The organism is Shewanella sp. MSW, from assembly GCF_007636515.1.
Lineage (GTDB): Bacteria > Pseudomonadota > Gammaproteobacteria > Enterobacterales > Shewanellaceae > Shewanella > Shewanella indica.
This window is the reverse complement of record NZ_LVDR01000024.1, coordinates 14,489-35,616: the sequence shown is the minus strand read 5'-3', so window position 1 is coordinate 35,616 and position 21,128 is coordinate 14,489. Positions and strand designations below refer to the sequence as shown.

Below are 21,128 nucleotides of genomic sequence, written 5' to 3'. Positions count from 1 at the left end.
TATCACTCACGATACTGGCATCACTCATTATAAAATTTACTAAATTTATGCCTAATTTCCTGCTCTACCTCACAATGCTCTGGTGTTTGGTTATCGCCTTTGTCCCGGCTACAGTTGCAGCACTTCCTCTGATTGATACTCCCGCTCCGATCCTTCTAAAAGCAGAAACATACGGCGTTCCTGAAGGGCTCTCACAAAGCACAGTCACATCGATAACCGAGGATTCGGATGGTTATATCTGGGTAGGAACTCTCAATGGTCTTAACCGTTTCGATGGCAAGGAGTTCAAACAATATTTCGCCAATGACGGGACTGGTCTGAGAAGTTCATTCATCCAAAGTTTATACTCACACAAAGACCTTCTTTTAGTTGGCACCAACCATGGTCTCTATACCTATAATAAGGAAAAAAACACTTTTGTACCCATAAGCAGTATGAACAGTGCAGTTTGGTCTCTCCAACGAATGGAAGATTCAATATTAGTTGGTCTCAACGACAAAATAGCTAAAGTAGATCAGATAACTACTACAACCCCTAAAATCACATTATTGCAATCAGAAAATTTTCTTAATGTAAAACAGATTATCTCCTACAAAAATCTTTATATAACGCGCAATCACGATGGTTCTGTCTATCAGACAAATAAAGATTCGCAAGCAAGTAAATTAATATCAAAAGAGTCAATATCAATCAGCCAAGGAACGGAATGCATTTACATTTTAAAAGAAGATGGTATACACAGATGGAAAGATAATAAACTAACAAGCATATCTGTAGAAAAATACAATAACATATTCAGCTTGAGAAATGACTTATACGCCTTAAAAAATAACAAAGTATTCAACATTTCATCTAAAGGAGAAGAAAAGTTTCTAGGTCTAATCAAGGATGTGGCTCTCTCTACGTCAATGAGTTTCATTTATGCAGAAAAAGGCCGCATTTACATTCCATCTCTCAATAAAGGGTTTTCTGCGATAGATATTAAAAGCCAACTCGCTTCGACTCTTGCCAGTAATACTCAAAGCGTCTGGAATATACAAAAAAACCAGAAAAAAGACCTTCTAATATCAGATGACACACAAGTTCTTAAACTGCTGAATGAAGACCTCAACGTGATCTTATCTGTTGATACAGGACTAAAAGGCCCCAAAACAGCAGGACTTGTAAATGACACTATTTTCTACGGCTCTCTAAATGGATTGTATGCTATAAATGTCAATACTGGAACACGGTATCAAATAATTGATAGCCCTATAGTCGCATTAGCTGTCAATGAGGATGAAACACGAATTGCAATAAGTACTGCAAATTCCCTAATACATGAAGTTGATGTAAAAACACTCGGCATCGTCAGCCAATATGAAATAAGTGAAAAACCATCAATATTCAACATTGCTTACGAAAGCAATCAACTTTATATCGCAACTCAAGTTGGTGTCTTTACTGCCAGTAACACTACAGGCGTCAAACATATTTTTAGTGATGAGATCACTTACAGCATCGCACCAACAAAATCAGGCACATACTTAGGCACTGGGACAGGCCTAAAATTCTACAATAAAGCTACAAAAAAAATATCAACAACGTATATCGCCAACAGTCCCATTTACTCAATCGCAACTGATTCTGATGGTAATTATGTTGCCACATCCATCAGAAAAGTAATAATAGGAATCTCTGGTGAAACATATCTTTTAAATGAAGATTTCGGTAGTCAATATGAATACAATACACAAAGCGCTTCAACTTGGAGAAATGGATTCCTACTGGGAGGGATCTCCGGGTTAACCATTATTTCACCCAATGACATTGTTAACTTCAAAAATAGTCATGCGCCAAAAGCCAACCTCAATGAACTATTGATATTTAATATCCCCCAATTCGTCGATAATAGTAAACTCTCCTCAGTTCTTTCGCTGTCAAATGAGATCAAACTAAAATACTCCGATTACCCCTTCACTCTTAGATTCAATAGCCCAAAGTATTCTCATATTAAACTCGAGTACGAGTACCGGCTACAAGGGCTTTCTGACGACTGGATCAGCTCCAAAGGCATTAATTCTGCAACCTATACCAATCTTTCTCCCGGAAGCTACACCTTTCAGCTCAGAGCAATAGATCCCATCACAGGTAAAAAAGGCCAAAATACCGAACTCCAAGTAGAAATAACCCCGCCTTGGTGGCTCTCCAACATTGCCAAGGCGCTCTATGTTTTGATAATGCTGCTAATACTGACGGTTATCACCAAAGCCGTGCTGCGCAAGAGAGAGATCCAGCGCCAAATAGCCTTGAGTGAGGAGAGGCTAAAGCTCTCCCTCTGGGGTAGTGGTGATGAAATGTGGGACTGGGATATAGAAACGGGTCAGATATACCGCTCCAATATCTGGGGCTCCCTCGAGTTTCCCCGCGACGGCCAGCGTTCCGGCCATCATGGTGAAGAGAGCAATATTCACCCTCAAGATAGAGAGCGGGTAAGAGAAGCACTCAACAAACACTTTTACGGTGAAACAGATCATTTTGAAGCAACCTACAGGGTTAAAAGCAAAAATGGTGAATGGCTGTGGATCCTCGACAGAGCCAAAATTGTTGAGCGGGATGAGCATGACAATGCCCTGCGTATGACGGGAACCATCAAAAACATCAACAGTTTCAAGACAGCAGAAGAGCAGCTACGCCTATTCGAGCGGGCGATAGAGAATATCTCGGAAGGCATGTTTATTCTGGATGCCGATTTCCATTATGTTGAGGTTAACGAAGCCTGCTGTGAACTCACCCAACACAGCCGCAACCAGTTGCTCGGCACAACGCTGCAATTCAGCCGTTATCCTGACAATTACAATCAACAAATAAAGCAGTTATTGCAGCAATACGGCCGCTGGAGTAACGATATAGAAGCCATTAAGGGCGACGGTTCAGAGTTCCTGATGGAGCTCACCATAGATGCGATTTACGATGAGCAAGGGATCCTGACCCATTATGTTGGGGTGTTTTCCGATATCTCCCGTCGTAAACAGCAGGAAGAAGAGCTGCGTAAGCTCACCAACAATGATCTCCTGACCGGTCTTCCCAACCGCTCCAACTTGCAAGTCACCCTAGGCAACCTGGTGAAGAAAGATCATCACCACACCCTGATGGTACTTGACCTGGATAATTTCAAAAAAATCAATGATTCACTTGGTCACCAGATAGGTGATGAGCTTTTGATCCTGGTTGCACAGAGGCTGCAGCAATCTATACCCGGACACACCAACCTCTATCGCCTAGGTGGGGATGAATTTGCCATTCTGGTGGACAAGAATCCGGACATAGGTTCCAGTGCAGTGATAGCCAACCGGGTCATAGACGCCTTCGGTCAAGCCTTTGAACTGGTAGGCGAACAACTGGTTGTCGGCGTTAGTATAGGCATAGTGCTTTATCCCGAAGACGAGCAAAATGAGCAGGCACTGCTGAGAAAGGCCGATATTGCCATGTACCATGCCAAGTCTGCCGGAGGTAACCGCTATCAGTTCTACTCTGAATCCTTGAACCGCAATGCAATTAGGCAGTTGGAGGTAGAGAATCTCATCCGCGAAGGCCTGAAAGACGATCTGTTTGAAGTCTATTACCAGCCCAAAATAAATCTGCGTAGCGGTTTAGTGTCGGGTATGGAGGCCTTGGTCCGCTTGAATCATCCTCAGCATGGATTAATCCCACCCAATGACTTTATTCCGCTGGCAGAGGAAAATGGTCTAATTATTGAAATAGGCGACCTTGTTATGCGCAAGGCCTGCTTTGCCGCCCAGCAGTGGCGTGAACAGGGATTGTTTGATGGCCGTGTGGCTGTCAATTTGTCGTCGCGACAATTCGCCCTACCCGATCTGCAGCAAAGAATCGCGTCAATTTTACGTCTGACCCGCCTACCTGCTGCTAATCTGGAACTGGAAATCACTGAAGGGACTGTTATCAAGCATCCTGAAAAAGCCATTAAAGTCATGCAACAACTGGCAAAAATGGGAGTCTGTCTGGCACTTGATGACTTTGGCACCGGCTATTCGTCCCTGTCGTATCTGAAGCGATTCCCCATTCACAGCTTGAAAATAGATAAAGCCTTTGTTGACGATATCGATAAATCGGACAGAGATTTAAAGATGGTCGACTCCATCATCACCATAGCCCACAATATGGGGCTTTCCGTTGTGGGCGAAGGCGTAGAAGAACCCTCACAGCTGAGTATTTTAAAAGCATTAAATTGTGAAGAAATACAAGGATTTATTTATAGCAAGGCGGTTTCTGAGGCTGAATTTTCTGAATATTTGAAACAAAATATGCCTGAATTATCAAGTAAAAAGAACACAGTTTAGCAACCAAGTTCGAACAACGTAAAAACCAAAAGTCACCAAAGAAAAATCAATTTAAAGTTAAGACAACATTTCTGGCATGACTCCTGCTTTATCTCTCTCAGCGTCAAGAAGTTAACCGCTGACTGTTACCACTACCCTGAGAGAGATAAGATAATGATTAAATTTATAGTTGCTACCGCCGCCGTTGTTACCAGTTCACTGGCTTTTGCCGCTGCACCAAACGTCAAATTCAAACCTGTTGAACTTGCTGCCGCGCCTAATGTGAAGTTCAAGCCTGTCGAGCTGGCTGCTGCTCCAAACGTAAAATTCAAGCCTGTTGAGCTGGCTGCTGCTCCGAACGTAAAATTCAAGCCTGTCGAGCTGGCTGCTGCTCCGAACGTAAAATTCAAGCCTGTTGAGCTGGCTGCTGCTCCGAACGTAAAATTCAAGCCTGTTGAGCTGGCCGCAGCCCCGAACGTGAAGTTCAAACCTGTCGAGCTGGCCGCCGCGCCTAATGTGAAGTTCAAACCTGTCGAGCTGGCCGCCGCCCCTAATGTGAAGTTCAAACCTGTCGAGCTGGCCGCCGCCCCTAATGTGAAGTTCAAACCTGTCGAGCTGGCCGCCGCCCCGAACGTGAAGTTCAAACCTGTCGAGCTGGCCGCCGCCCCTAATGTGAAGTTCAAGCCTGTCGAGCTGGCCGCAGCTCCGAATGTGAAATTCAAGCCCTTCGAGCTGGCTGCCGCGCCTAATGTGAAATTCAAGCCTGTCGAGCTGGCCGCAGCCCCGAACGTGAAGTTCAAACCTGTCGAGCTGGCCGCCGCGCCTAATGTGAAATTTATATACGCCTGACCCCGGGCCTTGGAGGACTAATTATGATCATATCAATCAAAAAGTTATTGGGTCTGACCAAACCAGAGCGTAAAAGAGTGAAACTGCCGGAGGGTCTGTGTCACCTGGAAGTGGTGCCAGCCAGAGGCTGGTGGAACTAATGGAACAGCGAAAAAATAAGGGAGCATTTATGCTCCCTTTTGCTGTGATTTGGAATCAATAGACAACTCTAGAAAGCATGCTTGCTATCGCCGGGTCGAGTGGTTTTGCGGTGCGCCAATTGCCTATGTGCATTAAATAACAACATGGCGGCGGGTCCCAAAAACAACCCGGCAACCACCCAACGTTTAACCCCCATTCCTGCCTTGAAGGCTGAATGTCCCAGAGTGTAAGCGGAGACGCCCATAGTCCCCGCCAAAGCCATCGCGCCTGCCAGTATCAGTGTCAACTCGCCTCACCTCACTTGTTGCAGCGCATCCCTTCACTGTCCAAAAGAAAGTCGGAATACTACCCCAGCAACGCTCAAAATAACAGCAAAAGGTCAGTAATTCGCCACCCGAGGCAGGCAAAAAAATGGTTCGACAAAATTGCCTGACAACCTACCCCCTGGCGCTACTCCAGCCTTAACAGCTCACCACAGGACTTTTGCAGCAGACTGCGACAACGCCACAAGCCAAGTAGTGCCACCAACAAGGCGCCACTGAGGGGAGCCAACAGCCACCATTGCCAGTGAGGACTGACTCTGAGTTCAAACACCTGAGTTTTCAAAAGCCAGAGCGCAAACTCCGCCACTGTGACCGCCAGAATGCCTGCCACGGCACCTAGCAGTGCAAACTCCAACGCCGTGGCAAGCTTAAGCAAGCTTCCCGGCGCGCCAAAGGTGCGTAGAACCGCCAGTTCTCGTTGGCGACTGGCCATGCCGGCTTCGGTCTGCGCTATCATCACCAGGGCACTGGCCAATACCACCAGCACCAACACCAGCGTCAGCGCCAAAGATACCTGGGCGACTATCTCTTTGAGCTGAGCCACCATGGCCCCCACATCTATGATAGAGACAGTGGGGAAATTACGGATAATCTCAAGCACAACGGCCTTTTGACCATCATCCAGATGAAAACTGGCCATTGAGGTATAAGCAAAGGGCGCCAAGGCTTCCTGACTGAAAATCATAAAGAAGTTGGGTTGCAAAGTTTCCCACTGCACAGAACGAATACTGGCCACCTTGACAGTCAGCGTTTGGTTATCGATAACAAAACTCAGGCTGTCTCCAACAGTAATTCCCAAACGCTCGGCCACCCCGGACTCCACTGACACCTCATCGGTTTGCCGATTAAAATGGCCGTCAAGGATCTCATTGTTGGGCGGCAAGGTATTTCGCCAGGTGAGATTCAGCTCCCTTGAAATCCCAAGGCGCCCTCTCTGCCCCTGTTCCTGCTCTTCGGCAGTGATCACCTCCTCACCATTGATGGCGCTGAGCCGACCGCGGATAACAGGATAGATATCTGTGGCAGCAATCTGGCGCTGAGCCATAAAGTCCGCCAGCGGCTCTACTTCGTCCGGGGCTATGTTAACCAGAAAATAGTTCGGCGCATCCTCAGGCAACTGCTTCTGCCATTCGCTGAGCAAGTCCTGACGCAACGCCATTATGGTCAGCAATAACACCAAGGCGCTGGAAAAGCCCACCAGTTGTACAGCGTTTTGTCTGGCGCGGCGCCGAAGGCCCGCCAGTGCCAGCGACAAGGGGTTGGTCGTGCGCATACCAACACTCTGCCCCAGGCGGATTAACAAAAAACCCATCAGGCTGAGCAGCACCCCGAGCAACACCACACTGGCCACCACGGTCAGAGTTAAAGGCAAAGAGCGCGAGTAAAGCCAGCCGAGCAATCCCATAGCCGCCAAACTCAGCAGCAGATGCAACCACATACCCAGACGTATTCCTTCAAGCTGGCGTTGCAACACCCTGAGCGGCGGAATAGCCAGCAGTCGCATCAGCGGATAGGCACTGAACATAAAGGCGCTGATAAACCCTGTAGCCAGCCCCAAGAGAAGCGGTCTGAGCATAGGCGGAGAATAGGCGGCAATTTCCGCAGGCAAGGCTCGGCTGATGAGATAATCCAGCACCAGACCACCGAAGATCCCCAAGATCACTCCAAGAAAGGTCACCAGCAGCAAGTGCAGACCGAACAATAAACGGATTTGTCTTGCACTGGCGCCAAAGGTTTTCAGCATGGCAACCACATCATAGTGACGCTGACAATAACGCTGGGCAGCAATCCCTATAGCGGCGCAGGCAAGGGCTATCCCCAGCAAGCTCGCCAGCAGCAAGAACCGCTCTGCCCGCTGCACCGCCCCGGCAATCGGCGAATCGCCGGATTGTACATCCACCCAACGTTGGCTACTGGTCAGCAGTGGCTTGGCATATTCTTCAAAACGGCTCAGCGCCTGGCTGTCCCCGACAAACTGATAAAGATATGTCACCCGGCTGCCGGGCTGAATGACCCCGGTTGCCGCCACATCATCAAGGCGCATCAACACCAGGGGGGAAGAAGCAAATGGATTGAAACCGGCATCGGGCAGCCTGTCTATCTCCTTGGTCAACGCCATCTGGGCGTTACCCAGCTCAACACTCTTGGGATACCCCAGCAGGCCCCCAAGACGCATTTCAAACCACAATTCACCTGGCTGCGGCAAGGCACTGGTTTCCCCTTGACGCAAGACAATTTTACCCTTGAGCGGATAGGCACTATCAACTGCCCTGACAGTGACCAACTGAAAGGCATCACCGCTGTAAACCATAGAGTTAAACTGCAAACTATGCGATTGCTTCAGCCCTAACGCGTTGGCCTGCTGCAGTATGCCTGCATCTATGGGGACGGGTGAATTAATGATTCGGTCGGCGGCGATAAACTTGGCCGCCTGGCCGTTGATGGCGAGCTGCAATCTGTCACTGACCCGGGCCAGACCGGTGACAGACAACACCGCCAGGGTCAAGGCCAGCACTATCAATACCAACTGCCCTTGCTTGAGTTCGCGGCGAAACAGGCGCCATGCCAGCGTCCATTCCATCAGCGCCCCTCCTCTGCCGTTACCGATGCCGCCAGAACCTGGCTTTCTGTCTTGGCCTCATGCAAACCGGCCTCTTCCGGCAGGGTTTGCTGCCCCTGTTCATACAATCGCCCTTCGTGCATCTCCAACTGGCGCTCACAACGACTGGCCAGTTGCATATCATGGGTCACCAAAATCAAGGTGGTCGAACTCTCGCGATTGAGCTCAAACAGCATGTCGGCAACCCTGTCGGCGTTGTGTTTGTCCAGGTTGCCCGTGGGTTCATCGGCAAACAGCACCTTGGGTTCGCTGATAAAGGCTCTGGCGATAGCAACCCGCTGCTGTTCACCGCCGGAAAGCTGTTTCGGGTAATGATTGAGCCTGTGCCCAAGACCAACTCGCTCCAGCATGGCTTTGGCCCGCTCTCTGGCATCCCTGATACCCGCAAGTTCAGCCGGCAGCATGACGTTTTCCAGGGCATTGAGGGTATCAACCAACATAAAAGACTGAAAAATAAAGCTGACTTTCTGCTTACGCAGCGCAGCCTTCTGCTCTTCATTCAGCCCGGCCAAGGCACTGCCATCGAGCCAAATCTCACCGGACGAGGGGGTATCCAATGCAGCCAGTAGGCCCAGTAGGGTTGATTTGCCTGAACCTGATGGCCCAAGAATGGCCACACTCTGGCCCGGCTTGACATCCAAATTGATGCCACTCAGGATAGTCAGGTCACCTTCCTGGGTAGTGACAGTTTTTACGAGATGGGAAACCTTAATGGCACTGTTCTTCAAAATTACTTCCTTATGCTTGCGTCCGCTGGCATTGATACCATTCATATTCTTGTTCTCTGCGCAGCCCGTCAAGGCCGCTGATATACTGATCCTGGGTGACAGCCTAGGAGCCAGTTACGGCATGGCCGAGAAACAGGGCTGGGTCGAAGGGCTAAGACAAGCCCTGCCCGAGCATAACATTGTTAATGCCTCTGTCAGCGGCGAAACCACGGCCGGAGGCCTCAGAAGATTGCCTCAGTTGCTGGAGTCGGTAAAACCCTCGCTGCTGTTGGTGGAGCTAGGCGGCAATGATGGTCTGAGAGGCTTTTTGCCAACGGAGCTAAAAAACAATCTTACAAAAATCATTGCGTTGGCCCAGCAATCCGGCGCCAAAGTGCTGCTTTCCGAAGTCATGGTGCCGCCAAACTACGGCCCCAGATATGCCAACGCCTTCAGCGCCGTTTACAGTGAGCTGGCCAAGCAGCCCAACGTCACCCTGATGCCCTTCTTTATGACAGAGATAGCGCCCTTTCCCGAATTGATGCAGGCCGATGGGCTGCACCCGAACGAAAAGGCCCAGCCCAAGATCACCGCCTTTGTGCTGCCCTGGGTTGAATCGGCAATCGAATCTATCAAAGCCCCCACCACAGACGCATCTGCGCCGGCAACAGGCGGATAAGGCAATCACCGGACATAATAGCAGCCGGACATAATAGCCGCAGGACGACATAGCTAAAAACGACTAAAGGCTGCACCTGAATACCCTCACCTTGTGCCCCATCAGTTCACTTTCTTCCTGCGGCAGCATCCCTAACTTAAGGGCTATCGCTTCCGAACCCAGGTTGCCATCCATGATCAGGGCTATCAACTCATCCACGGCGCAAATCGCTTTTATTTTTGGCAATGCATGGCTTGCGGCTTCATAACCCAGCCCCAGGCCCCAGTATTCAGGCAGATATCTGTATCCCAACTCAACCTTGCCGAACTCCGGCAGAAACTTAGGACCGCAAAACCTATCACCTTGCCGTCGGCCTTATGCTCAACCGCCCAGCGACCATAGCCATACTTGCGGTAGTCGGCAAAAATAACCTTTTCAAGCACCTGACTGGCCTCTTCAACATCCTTCAACGGCTCGCCGGGGATATATCTCAGGACATCGGAAGTACTGTTCATGGCGAACAAGGCCTGCTGATCACCATCACGGAACTGTCTCAAAATTAATCTGGGGCTTTCGATAATCAAGATTAATGACTCCTTGTGGTTCAGCTTGTTGCCTTAAGGTTGGCTAAATTTTATTAATGTTTAATAAATCATAACCATAGATTACACTAGGGCGGGCGCGATAAGTCTATAGCCGATCGGATTGAAAGTTGTTTTGTCGCAAAGAGAGTGCTGTGCAACCCGGCTAGTATGCCCATACCAGCGTGATAACATGAAACAAGGAAAGCATATGTCCCTGCAAAAAGTCTATATTCCCCTGGCCACCCGTACCAGCCAGTACATCATGGCTGAAATACTGATGACAGATGCGCTGCTCAGTCACTATGCCAGTTACGAAAACTGCTACCGCGAGATCAGCAAGTTAGTATTCCAGTTGGCAGAAAAGGAAGATCTGCACAACATTCATGTGATCGCCAATGACAAACTGCCTGTGGTGCGTTTTCACACCGAGGCCTACTGCTTCCAAACTGCCGAACAGATCCTGTTCTTTTACAACCCAGCCTACCATGAAGCCCAGAATCTTTTCTTCCAGCCGGACTACAAGGCCCGCAAGTTAAGACTGCTGTTTTTGGCTACCGGTAAGGAAATTCGCGCTAACGCCGCCAACTTCCACAACCGGGTTAACGCCGTATTGAATGGGGTGTTGGACAACCTGCCGGAGCAGGAGTTAAAGGTCAAAGTCCGCGATCACCAGCACATGGCCTACGATCTCTTCGCCCGTGCCAAGGGTGAGAAAAAGACCTATGGCTACAAACTAAGAGATATCTATCAGCGCTACAAGTCGCGCAGGTGCAAACTGCCGGAAGATCACAGCTCACTGGCCTATGTCACCGTCAGCCTGCCGTTGAGCCGCCGCCTGAAACAGAGCGTACTGGAAGAGGAGCATACCGAAGACTTCAGCCCGCTGTACCAGTTCCTTGAGGACAAGTTCCGCAGCGCGGCGGCAGGCAAGCAATTACACCGCACCGCCATGGTAGCCAATGGCTTGATGCCTTTGGTTCGCAACAGTAAGTTCGAGAAGGTGGAAAGCACTGCCGAAGCCCAGATGATAGGCTTTGATCCTGCGGCAACCGACACCCAGTTTGTCAGCCATTGGGATGGAGGTAACTTGGTGGAATCGGTGCACTTTTTGCTGGTCGCCGGTAAAGAGGATTACACAGAGCCGGGTTATGGCCGCTATATGAACCAGGTGGAAGCAGCTTTGAAAGACTTTGCCGAAGCCATAGGTTTGGATCCGGAGCGCCATGAACTGGTGCTGAGATTCCATCAGCACATCAGTTACAAGCGTTAAGACTCAAAAAAGCCGGGCTAGCCTGTACAATACCGCTCAGCCCGGCTTTTTACTTTGTTATTATGAGTGTGCTATGAATGAGTCCCCAGGGCTCGGCTATTTCCGCCCTGTGACCACATTGATTCTGGCAACATCCACCAGATCGCTCACCTGATATTTGTCGAACAGATCCAACAAAGCATCGCTGCCCTGCTCCAGTTTCAACATCATCTCTTCTTCATAAAGCGGCACCAGGCTATAAAAATTGATGCACTTGTCCTGGTCAATCTCCAAGGTGTGGAATGCATTATCAAGTAGCAGTGACGGCAGAACTATCATGCCATTTTGACGGGTATTTTCGGCAAAGGGTTCGGCAGGATCACCATTGGGTATTGTGTGTCCCCAGCCCAGCCAGCTGTCGTATTTATGCGGAAAGCGCGCCAAAAACTTAAGCTGCCTTATAGGCCAGTACCACTTTTCATCGATAAAGGCTTCCTGACTTATCTGCCAATGCGCTGGCAAAGTGATCATCAGCTCCATAAACCTGGGGATATCCGCCCCTTCGGGGGTACTCATAGGCAAGTCACTCATGCCGGAAGTCACCAGAGTATGGAAAGGTCGCTCGTCTGTCGGTGCCACATAATGCACATCAATATGCACAGTATCCGAGATAACTTCATGAAAGACCCAGGTGACTTCACCAATATGGCGCTCAATATGTTCGCTTATCTGGACGATACACTCTTCACCCATAGGTGACTGCCATTCCTTTTCACCATCCGTGTATCTGAAAATGGGATCACCGGAAAGGCTGTATTCTTGTTCATCCTTACTCATGCCAACTCCTTTTGATTCTGACGCTTGAGGTTTTATCACTGCCTGCGAACGAAATCCAGAATAAATGATGAAAAACAAATGGTTGTTAAAATAGTGTTTATATATGGCGATAATGCCTCAATCTGTTATCTGCTGCTACTTGCATTATTTGACGCTAATTTGGCCGGATTTCACATTGTCAGTCGGGAAATGAATCGGGATCTTGTTAACGGAATAATAACAATTATCAGGAGAGATTATGTTCAACAAGAAAAACCCCCTGACTTTGGCGTTGCTGGCAGCCGGGTTAACCCTGGGACTCATTGCCTGCTCGGATGACGACAATACATCTCAAACCACTGAACCACCGGTCGTGACGCCACCGCCGCTAACCAGCCCCTTCCCCGAAGGCGCCATCATGGTTGAAGCCGGAGACAATCTGACAACCCGAATTCAGGAAGCTCTGATCAACGCCCAGAGTGGCGCTGTGATCGTGTTGCCAAAGGGCCGATTTGAGATAGATGCCACCTTGTTGTTTGACGGCGATGTCGACGGTGACGGCAGCTATGCCCGCAATGTCACTGTCATGGGCTATGGCCGCGATGAAACCATTCTCGACTTTGCCAACGCCAACGCCGGTGACGGTATTTTTGTGCAAAACGCCCTCAATATCACCATCAAGGATCTGTCGGTCTATGAAGCCAAAAACAACGGCATCAAGCTGAAAAATACCAATGGCATCATACTGCGCAATGTCTCCGCCGTGTGGGAAGGTGAGCTGGATCAAGGCAATGGCGCCTACGGCCTTTACCCGGTGGAATGCGAGAATATTTTGATTGAAGACAGCTATGTCCGCGGCAGCGCCGATGCCGGTATCTATGTGGGTCAGTCTGAGTACATAGTCGTCAGACGCAATGTCGCCAAGGAAAACGTCGCCGGTATCGAAGTGGAAAACTCGCGCTTTGCCGATGTCTATAACAATGAGGCCATGGGCAATACCGGTGGTATTCTGGTGTTCGACCTTCCCATAGGCAACCACAAGTACGGCTCCAGCGTACGGGTATTCAACAACAAGGTTTATGACAACAATACCCACAACTTCGCCAACGCCTCTGCCAACCCGGCCGGAGTGCATATTGTTCCTCCCGGCACCGGGGTGATCATACTCTCCACCAACGATGTGGAAGTGTTCAACAACCAGATCAGCAACCACGATACCCTGGCGGTCACTGTCTCCAGCTTCTTCATCGCCGAGCCGGATGTCTCCACCTTTGCCGCCAGCTATGCCCTGCCGGGTCAGGCCATTGAAGATGGCTGGCGCGCCACACCACGCAACATCTATATCCATGACAACCAGATAAGCGGTTTTGCCACCAAGCCCAACGGTTATCTTATCGAGGATATCATCAAGGCCTACATCTACAGCCATGGCCGCTTCCCGGGGATCCTCTACGATGGCCTGGGTGAACTGCTCGCCAATAATGGTACCGGCGCCTATCTCGGCTTTGGTGAACTCCCCTTCAACCCTGACGGCAGTGAAAATGTCTGTGCCAGCAACAATGGAGATGTCAGCGTTGGCCGGCTCTACGGCAACAGCAATACCGATGTCAGCATTCCCGATGTCATGTATGAAGCCAAGCAGCAGCAACTGTTACAATGCTCTTTGGTCAGCCTACCTGTGCATACCGTCACTTTCGGCGAACAGATCTTCGGCTGCGGCGTGGATGATGATACTGAAGGTTGTGATGGCGGCGTGCTGGTCGGCGGTGGCGGTACTATAGGAGAAGGTGAAGGCGGCCTTGAAGGCGATGGCGACCAGTCGCTGTGCAGCGCTCAAGGCTCTGGTGTGAACTGGGATGCTCTGACAGGTGCCAATTGCAGCAGCCTGGCACAGTACCGCCTGTTTGCCGACGCCTCTATGCCGGCGGCCATGTCAAACAGTGGCGGGATCCCTTACAAACTCAACACACCGCTGTTTACCGACTATGCCAGTAAGTATCGCTATGTGTTTGTGCCGGAAGGGAAACAAGCCAACTACAGCAGCAATGAGGCCTTTGACTTCCCGGTAGGCACAGTACTGGTGAAAACATTTGCCCTGCCCGCCGATACCGCAACCAGAGGCATGGACAATGAAACTCTGATTGAAACCCGGTTGTTGATCCACAGAGAGTCGGGCTGGACCGCCCTGCCCTATGTCTGGAATGCCGAGCAAACAGATGCCTCTTTGGCCAAGGCCGGTGCCATTCAAGGCAAGAGCGTGGTGCACAAGGGGCAAACCCTGAACTTTGACTATGTTGTCCCGTCAATGAATCAGTGCAAGCAGTGTCATCAGTTCAAGGCCGACAGCGCCAGCCAGGCGGTGTTTATGCCGATTGGTCCCAAGGCCCGCCATCTGAACCGTGACTACCCCTACCAGGATGGCAGCGCCAACCAACTGCTTCATTGGCAAAGCGCAGGTATTCTCAGCGGCCTGCCACCCCTTACCAGCGTCGATAAGGTACCAGCCTATGTGGATAGTGATGAAGCCACTTTGACTCAGCTAAGTGACAGCGAGTTGATGCAAACGGCCAAGGGCTACCTGGATATCAACTGCGCCCACTGCCACAGACCCGAAGGCAATGCCTCCAATACCGGGCTGAAACTGGAATATCAGCGCAGCTATGATGAAGACAACGGCTTCAGCCACGGCACCTGTAAATCGCCTGTCGCCTATGGCGGCGGCACCCTGGGCTACGATGTGGTACCGGGTAATCCGGCCGAGTCCATCATGCATTTCCGGATGCAGAGCAATGAACCGGGCGACAGAATGCCCGAAATTGGCCGTAGCCTCAGCCACGATGAAGGAGTCGCGCTGATAAGCGAATGGATCAAACGCTTGCCTGCGGCCAGCTGTTCAAAATAAAGCTGAAGCCAAGCTGGCGTATAAAAAGTAAATCATAGATTAATTCGTATCCAGAAATGAAAACGGCTGAGAAGTTATTGGTTCGTTACCAAGTAACAAATACTAAGACTCCAGCCGTTTTTCTGTCGAATCTTTGTTCAAGCTTTGAAGTCATAGTCATAAAGATGAATACTGCCCTCAAGTTAGCGCACCTGATGCCTTGTCTCAAAATAGCTATGCTCGACTTGATATTATTGCCAAGTACAACAGGGGCCATTGGCAATGCCGCTCTCAGGCAAACTTGTCGGTCTAAGTATGAATAACCTGGCCTACAGCTTACTCAAAACAACCGCAAGCTAACTGATAAACAGACGTGATACGAGGCAATAACCTTACAAAAACATAACTAAAGCAATATGGTTTTAGGTTGACCAAGCAGAACCTTAGGCCAATGCTGACAGCAAATGACTAATGCCCTTGGTTGAGCTGTACCGAAAATCGATTAACAGGAGTGAGTAACAAAAACAAACTGCCGAAGCTAATGGGGGCATGGATAGCTGGATACCGCATATTTTTTTCGACGTCAGAGTAGCGTTTTGAAAATCAAAGTGGCGTTCGCCGCAGATCCGCAATGAACCAAAAAAATGAAGCCCCTTACGGGGCTTCATTTGGCTGACATCGCATTAAAGTGAAACGTTATGGATCCGCGCTTTCTCTTTTATGTATGACAGGTAGCTAGTGGCGCTACGTGCTGTCTTGGAATCTTTTGAGGCCAATTCAGCACGGCGGTAAGCCGACTTATAGTCTTTCAGGTTCAGGTACGCCAGTGCCAGCTCAAACTGAGCTTCACCAGGGTTTTCGAGCCCGGCATCCAGCGCTTGCTTGAATACTGGAATCGCTTCCTTGAACTGCTGATCCAAAGCCAGCAAACGACCTTGTTTCAGGTACAACTTACCATCATTACCGACTGCAGCAGCTTGACCATAATAGGCCGCGGCCTTCTTCAGCTCCTTGGCGTTGTGGAAGAAACCGGCCAACATAGACAGGTTTTTCTCACTTTTTTCGATAAGCCCTTGTTTCATGTGCTTCTCGAAAATCACCGCACCACGATAAGCGGAACCTTTGGACGCCAACAGTTGCGACAAACGAGTGATGTTATCAGCAGTTTCCAGGAAACCGTTCTGATAGGCCAGATCGTATGTCACTGTAGCCTTGTCGAAGTCCTCGGTCAGCAGATAGAGCTGAGCCAACTGAACCCAAAGACGCTTATCATCCTGAAACAGGGGTACCATAGTTTCCAGAACACCAACCGCTTTCTTGTACTGCTTGAGGTTGAAGTAAGCCTGGAACTTAAGCTGGTACAGGTTCTTGTCGGGCGTTTCGGCCAATGACAAACCTTTGTCCGCTGTTTTCAGCACGTTTGGATAGTCTTTCAGTTCTGTATAAGCAATACCGATACGGCGGTAGACCACAGGATCTTGCTTACAGGAGAAGTCCATCCACTTGTTGTAGTAGGTGATAGCTTCTTTAAACTTCTTCTCCTGCAGCAGCAGATCCGCATACAACTTAAGAGTTGCACTGTGGTCGGTTCCACCGAGGATATCGGCTTCTACTGCCTGCTTAAGGTACTTGATGGAAGTGCCCATCTGACCTTTTTCAGCGTAGAAGTTACCCAGCATACGGGCAATATAGGCCTTGTCGAAGTCATTACGGGCGTTGGCTTCCAGCAATACTGCAATTGCTTCGTCCAGATTACCGTCCTGATAGGCTTCAAAGGATCTCTGCACCTTTTTGGCAGCAGTTTGACCCACCGCCTTCGCCTGACGCTGGTCGATAGGACACTTCTCAGCGGCCTGGGCGATTGGCGCCATCAGTACTGCACTGCCTGACAAAGTCAACAGCATGGCTGCAGCAAGCTTATTCACTTTTTGCATCTTATCTGTCTCCTTGGTTCAGGGTGAAGTCCAGCTGAACTGTCATACCGGGTTGCTTCATCGGCTTACCGTCAACAATCTTCGGCTTGTACTTCCACTTCTTCAGTGCACGAACCGCTTCACGATCAAAGATCCTTCTTGGTTCAGCCTGGATAACTTCAACATCATCAACACCACCGAGTTCGTTGATGGTAAAGCGCAGTTGTACCCAACCTTCTTTACCGTCACGCGCCGCAGCAATGGGATACTGAGGTTCAATCCGCACTATAGGTGTTGCATCACCATCGCGGGTCATCATGTTGCCCAGCTTAAAGCCTGTGCTTGGACCGCCTGCTTCTACTCCACCCATATTGAATGCCATATTGGTATCAATATCAGAAGAGCTATCCGGTGGCGTTTCCGCTGGCTTCGGTGGCTGCTCTGGTGGTGGGGGTGGCTTAGGTGTCACCCTTGGTTTCTTCTGTGCCTTCGAATCCTGCTTGTCCATTGTGATCTCGATAACTGGCGTTTCGGTTGAGGTGTCGCCACGTTGAGCGCCACCTCCGACCAGGAATGCCATAAACCAGAACAGACCAAAAGTCACAGCAGCACCAATAATGATAGATACTAGTGCTCTTAACATATCAGTCGTTCCCCGCAGATACCGAGACCTTATCAATACCAGCAGCCTTCACCTGATCCAGTACTTTAACAACCAAGCCGTGTTGGGCTTCTTTGTCTGCCTGGATCAGAACGGCGGCTTCTGGTGCCTCTGCCAACATACGTTCTACGTTAGCTGTTACTCGTTCAATATCAACCTGACGGTTTTCCATCATAATTACGCCTGTTTTACTGACGCCGATAAAGATGTTCGCCGAAGGTTTTGAAGTCGCTGTGGACGCCTTGGGTTTGTTGTAGTCCAAACCGGATGGCTTCACAAACGAGGTGGTCACAATGAAGAAGATCAGCATGATGAACACGATGTCGAGCATCGGGGTCATATCGATCTGTGCTTCCTCTTCTACACTGGAATGCTTCTTACGTGCCATGTTCAATCTCTCTCTAGTGGTGTGGCAGGCTGTCTTTCAGCTTTTCCAAGCTGATTTTCATCTTGGCGTCCAAACGAGTGCTGAAGAACACCCCGGACAATGCCGCGACCATACCAGCCATAGTAGGCATAGTGGCCATAGAAATACCAGCTGCCATCAGACGAGCATTACTCGTCCCCTGAACTGCCATAACATCGAACACTGAAATCATACCTGTCACAGTACCCAGCAGACCTATCATAGGACAGATGGCTACCAATGTTTTGATGATCAGCATACGTGCATTCATATCTTGCTTCGCTTGGGATACCCAAGCTTCACGGATACGGTGTGCATACCAGGAGGTGGTTTCCTCCCTGGCATTCCATGCAGTAATGATCTCTTTATGATTCTTAGGTGATACCCAGTTCAGATACCAGAATCTTTCAAGCATCAATACCCACATGAGAAACAGCACCGCCGCTACAAGCCAGAGGACATCGCCTCCGGAGGCCATGAAGCCCCTGACGGAATCCCAAATGTCCATCAGGTATAGCATCATTAGTCAGCCCTCTTCTCTGCGTGTTCAGCAATAATACCGGCACTTTGCTCTTCAAGGATTTGAACAATAGACTTACTGCGAGCCACAACAATAGCATGACACAGCATCAGTGGCAGAGCCGCAATCAGACCCTGTACTGTCGTTACCAGTGCCATAGAGATACCACCGGCCATCAGTTTTGGATCACCCGTACCGAACAACTGGATGCTCTGGAAGGTTGCAATCATACCGGTTACGGTACCCAGCAGACCCATCATAGGAGCGATAGCCGCCAATACTTTGATGATGGAGATACGCGTTTCCAGCGCTGGTGTTTCTTTCAGGATGGCTTCATCCAGTTTCAACTCCAGAGTCTCAACGTCAACATCTTTGTTCTCTTGGTACACTTTCAGTACACGGCCCAGAGCGTTGTTACCTGGGTTGGCAACATTCTTGGCCTGAGACTTAACACGGGCACCGATAACAGTCAGAGTCACCAGACGCTCCAGCGAGATCAGCAGACCCAGAGCCAGCAAGGCGATGATGATGTAACCAATGGTACCACCGGCCTCAATACGGTCTTGGAAGCTGGCCTTCTGAGTGAAGATGTTCAGCAGAGTACCGCGGGCAGGGTCAACATACAGCTTGGCTGTACCTGAAGTGGCTTTTTCGAAGTCAGCGATAGGCTTAACCTGATAACCTTCCGGCTGCTGAGACAGCTCCTGGATCAGACCCAGCTCGTGGTTCAGAACCACATACTTGTTATCAGCCAACAGGTTAAAAGCACCGACACGATAGATGGTGGTGTTGTTCACGTTACCATCAATGTCAGTTACAGAACCTTCAAACTTAACGACTTTGCCGGATTCGGCCATTTCGAAAAGTTGCTCTTCCCAGAAACGTTCCAGCTCTTCAATCTTAGGTAGTTGCTTACGGGCACCCAGGTCCTGAACGAACTTGTCACGTCCTGGATACTGGGCACTGACGTTGGAGTTGATCAGCTTACCGGCGAAATCGCCAGCTTCGCCTTTAACTACACCGAACATTTCACCCAAGTCGCCCTGAGCGGTTTTCAGGTCTTCTTCAAGTTGAGCAATTTTACGCTCGTTATCGAGGAAGGCCTGGTTCAGGTCTTTACCACGTTGAGTTTCAGCAGCCAGCGCATCTTTTTCACGCTTCAGCAGGGCGGCCTTGTCGCCACGCTCAGCTTGGAACTCTTGTTCACGCTTAGCATTGATTTTGCCTTGAGCGGCACGTTCAACTTTAACTTGCTGCAGCAGTTGATCAATCGTCTTAGGCGCCTCTGCGGCACTGGCCATACCGGCAGACAGTGAGAAACTGGCAGCAACGACGGCGGTAGTGATTAGCTTTTTCATTATTGTGCAGCCTCCGCAGCTGGAATTGGTAGTGCGAACAGATCCAGAGCCCCTTGTTTACGGGCGATACGAATACCCTTGGTGATGTCACGCAGATAGCTGTCATCCAGCTTATCCCAACCCTTGGTTTCAGAGTTGTACATCCAGGCAGTCTTCTGGTCCAGGCTCTGAGCATACAGAGCTACGCGGCCCAAGCGGAAGAAATCAACCAGCACTTCTTTACCATCAAGGTTCAGCTTACCGGTTTCAACGTCAACAAAGCTGCCGTACTCACGCTCGATGCTGTAAGCATCCAGGATCAAACGGAACTTTTCAGCCAGAGTCACTTCGGCAGTGTTAAGCAGGTCTTTGAGGTTTTTAACGCGCTGTGCACGGTCTTCAGATTTGAATGGCAGATCCAGAGCCACGAACTGCTCCAGGGCATCAACCATTTTAAACATCAAAGGAACAACACCTTGACGCAGTTTGTCTACGCCATTGATATCGTCCTGAATGGATTTCATTGTGGCTTCCTGGTCAGCGACCAGACCAGCCAGATAATCATTGTAGGCTTTGAGAGATTCACGCTCGTCAGCAACGGCGGAATATTCGAAAAGCATATCTTGAGCCTGGTCAAAATACTTATCGATCTTCTTCTGTGACGCAACGGCGTCTGACTGCAGACGACCCGCGGCTTTTTGCGCGTCGGTAAGAGGATCTGCAACGACTAAGTTGCTGCTGGCGAGTGCCAGCGCGCCAACAAGCGCAGAAGCGATTTTTGTTCTATTGCTTACCTTGGACATAGTTCCCAACCAATTTGAAGTGATTAAAAAGGTTTAACTTTTCAGCAACAGCGCCCCGAATATCCCTATTTCAACGGCAGATGATGCTATCAAGTATGTCTTTCTCTTGTGATTGTTAGTTTTTTATCTTCCCTTTCCTATGCCCCTGAAGGCATAGACCCGCTGGCATCATTTCACAAAATGTTGACCTGTGTCAACATTTGAAATGAGACGAAAACGCTGGAAACTAAGGCTAACTGTGTGATTAATCATCAATGGCTTTTTTTTACATTTAGTGATCAAATATGTGTCGCCTTCCTGAGCCAAGAATAACCGCAAAAACAGCACAAGCTAATATTTAA

15 protein-coding genes and 1 pseudogene are annotated in these 21,128 nt (G+C 49.5%); 5 read left to right on the top strand and 11 right to left on the bottom strand.

Annotation, left to right across the window (positions count from 1 at the left end):
• The first annotated feature begins 47 nt into the window (after nt 1-47).
• Nucleotides 48-4,340, top strand: coding sequence for an EAL domain-containing protein (locus AYI96_RS18930; RefSeq protein WP_039035607.1), 4,293 nt, complete (start codon nt 48-50; stop codon nt 4,338-4,340).
• Between the two features lie 153 nt (nt 4,341-4,493).
• Entirely contained in the window at nt 4,494-5,168 is a 675-nt protein-coding gene (locus AYI96_RS18925; RefSeq protein ID WP_144362150.1) for a hypothetical protein, read from the top strand.
• Nucleotides 5,169-5,376: 208 nt separating this feature from the next.
• On the opposite strand, the gene AYI96_RS18920 is transcribed toward AYI96_RS18925, so the two are convergent.
• The 3 genes from AYI96_RS18920 to AYI96_RS18910 form a co-directional block, all read right to left on the bottom strand.
• A complete protein-coding gene (locus tag AYI96_RS18920) occupies nt 5,377-5,595 on the bottom strand; it encodes a hypothetical protein (RefSeq protein WP_234501169.1) in 219 nt (72 codons plus the stop codon).
• 164 nt (nt 5,596-5,759) lie between these two features.
• Complete coding sequence (locus tag AYI96_RS18915) at nt 5,760-8,213, bottom strand: ABC transporter permease (protein ID WP_144362149.1); 2,454 nt, start codon at nt 8,211-8,213, stop codon at nt 5,760-5,762.
• Complete coding sequence (locus AYI96_RS18910) at nt 8,213-9,025, bottom strand: ABC transporter ATP-binding protein (protein ID WP_082014356.1); 813 nt, start codon at nt 9,023-9,025, stop codon at nt 8,213-8,215. The genes AYI96_RS18915 and AYI96_RS18910 overlap by 1 nt, the downstream gene beginning before the upstream one ends.
• Between AYI96_RS18910 and AYI96_RS18905 the strand changes: the two genes are divergently transcribed.
• Entirely contained in the window at nt 8,964-9,638 is a 675-nt protein-coding gene (locus tag AYI96_RS18905; RefSeq protein WP_052248247.1) for an arylesterase, read from the top strand. The two genes, AYI96_RS18910 and AYI96_RS18905, sit on opposite strands and share 62 nt — an antisense overlap.
• Nucleotides 9,639-9,701: 63 nt before the next feature.
• On the opposite strand, the pseudogene AYI96_RS18900 reads toward AYI96_RS18905, so the two are convergent.
• Nucleotides 9,702-10,132: pseudogene (locus tag AYI96_RS18900) on the bottom strand (GNAT family N-acetyltransferase).
• A gap of 277 nt (nt 10,133-10,409) precedes the next feature.
• Between AYI96_RS18900 and AYI96_RS18895 the strand changes: the two are divergent.
• On the top strand, nt 10,410-11,471 hold the full coding sequence (locus AYI96_RS18895; RefSeq protein WP_039035604.1) for a DUF3083 family protein: 1,062 nt from the start codon (nt 10,410-10,412) through the stop codon (nt 11,469-11,471).
• Nucleotides 11,472-11,567: 96 nt separating this feature from the next.
• Here the strand turns inward: AYI96_RS18895 and AYI96_RS18890 are convergent, their stop codons facing one another.
• Nucleotides 11,568-12,287 (bottom strand): suppressor of fused domain protein, encoded by a 720-nt coding sequence (locus AYI96_RS18890; protein WP_144362148.1) that lies wholly within the window; start codon nt 12,285-12,287, stop codon nt 11,568-11,570.
• Between the two features lie 238 nt (nt 12,288-12,525).
• Here AYI96_RS18890 and AYI96_RS18885 point away from each other — a divergent pair, with 238 nt between their 5' ends.
• Nucleotides 12,526-15,168, top strand: a complete 2,643-nt coding sequence (locus AYI96_RS18885) for an SO2930 family diheme c-type cytochrome (RefSeq protein ID WP_144362147.1) — start codon at nt 12,526-12,528, stop codon at nt 15,166-15,168.
• A 662-nt stretch (nt 15,169-15,830) separates the two neighbouring features.
• Here the strand turns inward: AYI96_RS18885 and AYI96_RS18880 are convergent.
• From AYI96_RS18880 to AYI96_RS18855, 6 genes are read right to left on the bottom strand one after another with little or no spacing between them, the layout of a single operon-like run.
• Nucleotides 15,831-17,081 carry a tetratricopeptide repeat protein gene (locus tag AYI96_RS18880; RefSeq protein ID WP_039035601.1) on the bottom strand — a complete coding sequence of 417 codons (1,251 nt, stop codon included), beginning with the start codon at nt 17,079-17,081 and terminating at the stop codon, nt 15,831-15,833.
• Nucleotide 17,082: 1 nt separating this feature from the next.
• Nucleotides 17,083-17,703 (bottom strand): energy transducer TonB, encoded by a 621-nt coding sequence (locus AYI96_RS18875; protein WP_039035600.1) that lies wholly within the window; start codon nt 17,701-17,703, stop codon nt 17,083-17,085.
• Nucleotide 17,704: 1 nt separating this feature from the next.
• Nucleotides 17,705-18,109: an ExbD/TolR family protein gene (locus AYI96_RS18870; protein ID WP_025011238.1), complete on the bottom strand. Its 405-nt coding sequence runs from the start codon at nt 18,107-18,109 to the stop codon at nt 17,705-17,707.
• A 13-nt stretch (nt 18,110-18,122) separates the two neighbouring features.
• A complete protein-coding gene (locus AYI96_RS18865; RefSeq protein ID WP_082014355.1) occupies nt 18,123-18,650 on the bottom strand; it encodes a MotA/TolQ/ExbB proton channel family protein in 528 nt (175 codons plus the stop codon).
• A complete protein-coding gene (locus AYI96_RS18860) occupies nt 18,650-20,005 on the bottom strand; it encodes a MotA/TolQ/ExbB proton channel family protein (RefSeq protein ID WP_039035599.1) in 1,356 nt (451 codons plus the stop codon). Before AYI96_RS18860 ends, AYI96_RS18865 begins: the two co-directional genes overlap by 1 nt.
• Nucleotides 20,005-20,787 carry a DUF3450 domain-containing protein gene (locus tag AYI96_RS18855; protein ID WP_039035598.1) on the bottom strand — a complete coding sequence of 261 codons (783 nt, stop codon included), beginning with the start codon at nt 20,785-20,787 and terminating at the stop codon, nt 20,005-20,007. The genes AYI96_RS18860 and AYI96_RS18855 overlap by 1 nt, the downstream gene beginning before the upstream one ends.
• Nucleotides 20,788-21,128: the final 341 nt, after the last annotated feature.

Excerpts from the sequence above, each read along its gene's own strand:
- AYI96_RS18930 (WP_039035607.1), top strand. The coding sequence starts at position 48 with ATGCCTAATTTCCTGCTCTACCTCACAATGCTCTGGTGTTTGGTTATC.
- AYI96_RS18870 (WP_025011238.1), bottom strand. The coding sequence starts at position 18,109 with ATGGCACGTAAGAAGCATTCCAGTGTAGAAGAGGAAGCACAGATCGAT.
- AYI96_RS18880 (WP_039035601.1), bottom strand. The coding sequence starts at position 17,081 with ATGCAAAAAGTGAATAAGCTTGCTGCAGCCATGCTGTTGACTTTGTCA.
- AYI96_RS18860 (WP_039035599.1), bottom strand. The coding sequence starts at position 20,005 with ATGAAAAAGCTAATCACTACCGCCGTCGTTGCTGCCAGTTTCTCACTG.
- AYI96_RS18885 (WP_144362147.1), top strand. The coding sequence starts at position 12,526 with ATGTTCAACAAGAAAAACCCCCTGACTTTGGCGTTGCTGGCAGCCGGG.
- AYI96_RS18890 (WP_144362148.1), bottom strand. The coding sequence starts at position 12,287 with ATGAGTAAGGATGAACAAGAATACAGCCTTTCCGGTGATCCCATTTTC.
- AYI96_RS18905 (WP_052248247.1), top strand. The coding sequence starts at position 8,964 with ATGGCACTGTTCTTCAAAATTACTTCCTTATGCTTGCGTCCGCTGGCA.
- AYI96_RS18855 (WP_039035598.1), bottom strand. The coding sequence starts at position 20,787 with ATGTCCAAGGTAAGCAATAGAACAAAAATCGCTTCTGCGCTTGTTGGC.
- AYI96_RS18875 (WP_039035600.1), bottom strand. The coding sequence starts at position 17,703 with ATGTTAAGAGCACTAGTATCTATCATTATTGGTGCTGCTGTGACTTTT.
- AYI96_RS18865 (WP_082014355.1), bottom strand. The coding sequence starts at position 18,650 with ATGATGCTATACCTGATGGACATTTGGGATTCCGTCAGGGGCTTCATG.
- AYI96_RS18925 (WP_144362150.1), top strand. The coding sequence starts at position 4,494 with ATGATTAAATTTATAGTTGCTACCGCCGCCGTTGTTACCAGTTCACTG.
- AYI96_RS18915 (WP_144362149.1), bottom strand. The coding sequence starts at position 8,213 with ATGGAATGGACGCTGGCATGGCGCCTGTTTCGCCGCGAACTCAAGCAA.
- AYI96_RS18910 (WP_082014356.1), bottom strand. The coding sequence starts at position 9,025 with ATGAATGGTATCAATGCCAGCGGACGCAAGCATAAGGAAGTAATTTTG.
- AYI96_RS18895 (WP_039035604.1), top strand. The coding sequence starts at position 10,410 with ATGTCCCTGCAAAAAGTCTATATTCCCCTGGCCACCCGTACCAGCCAG.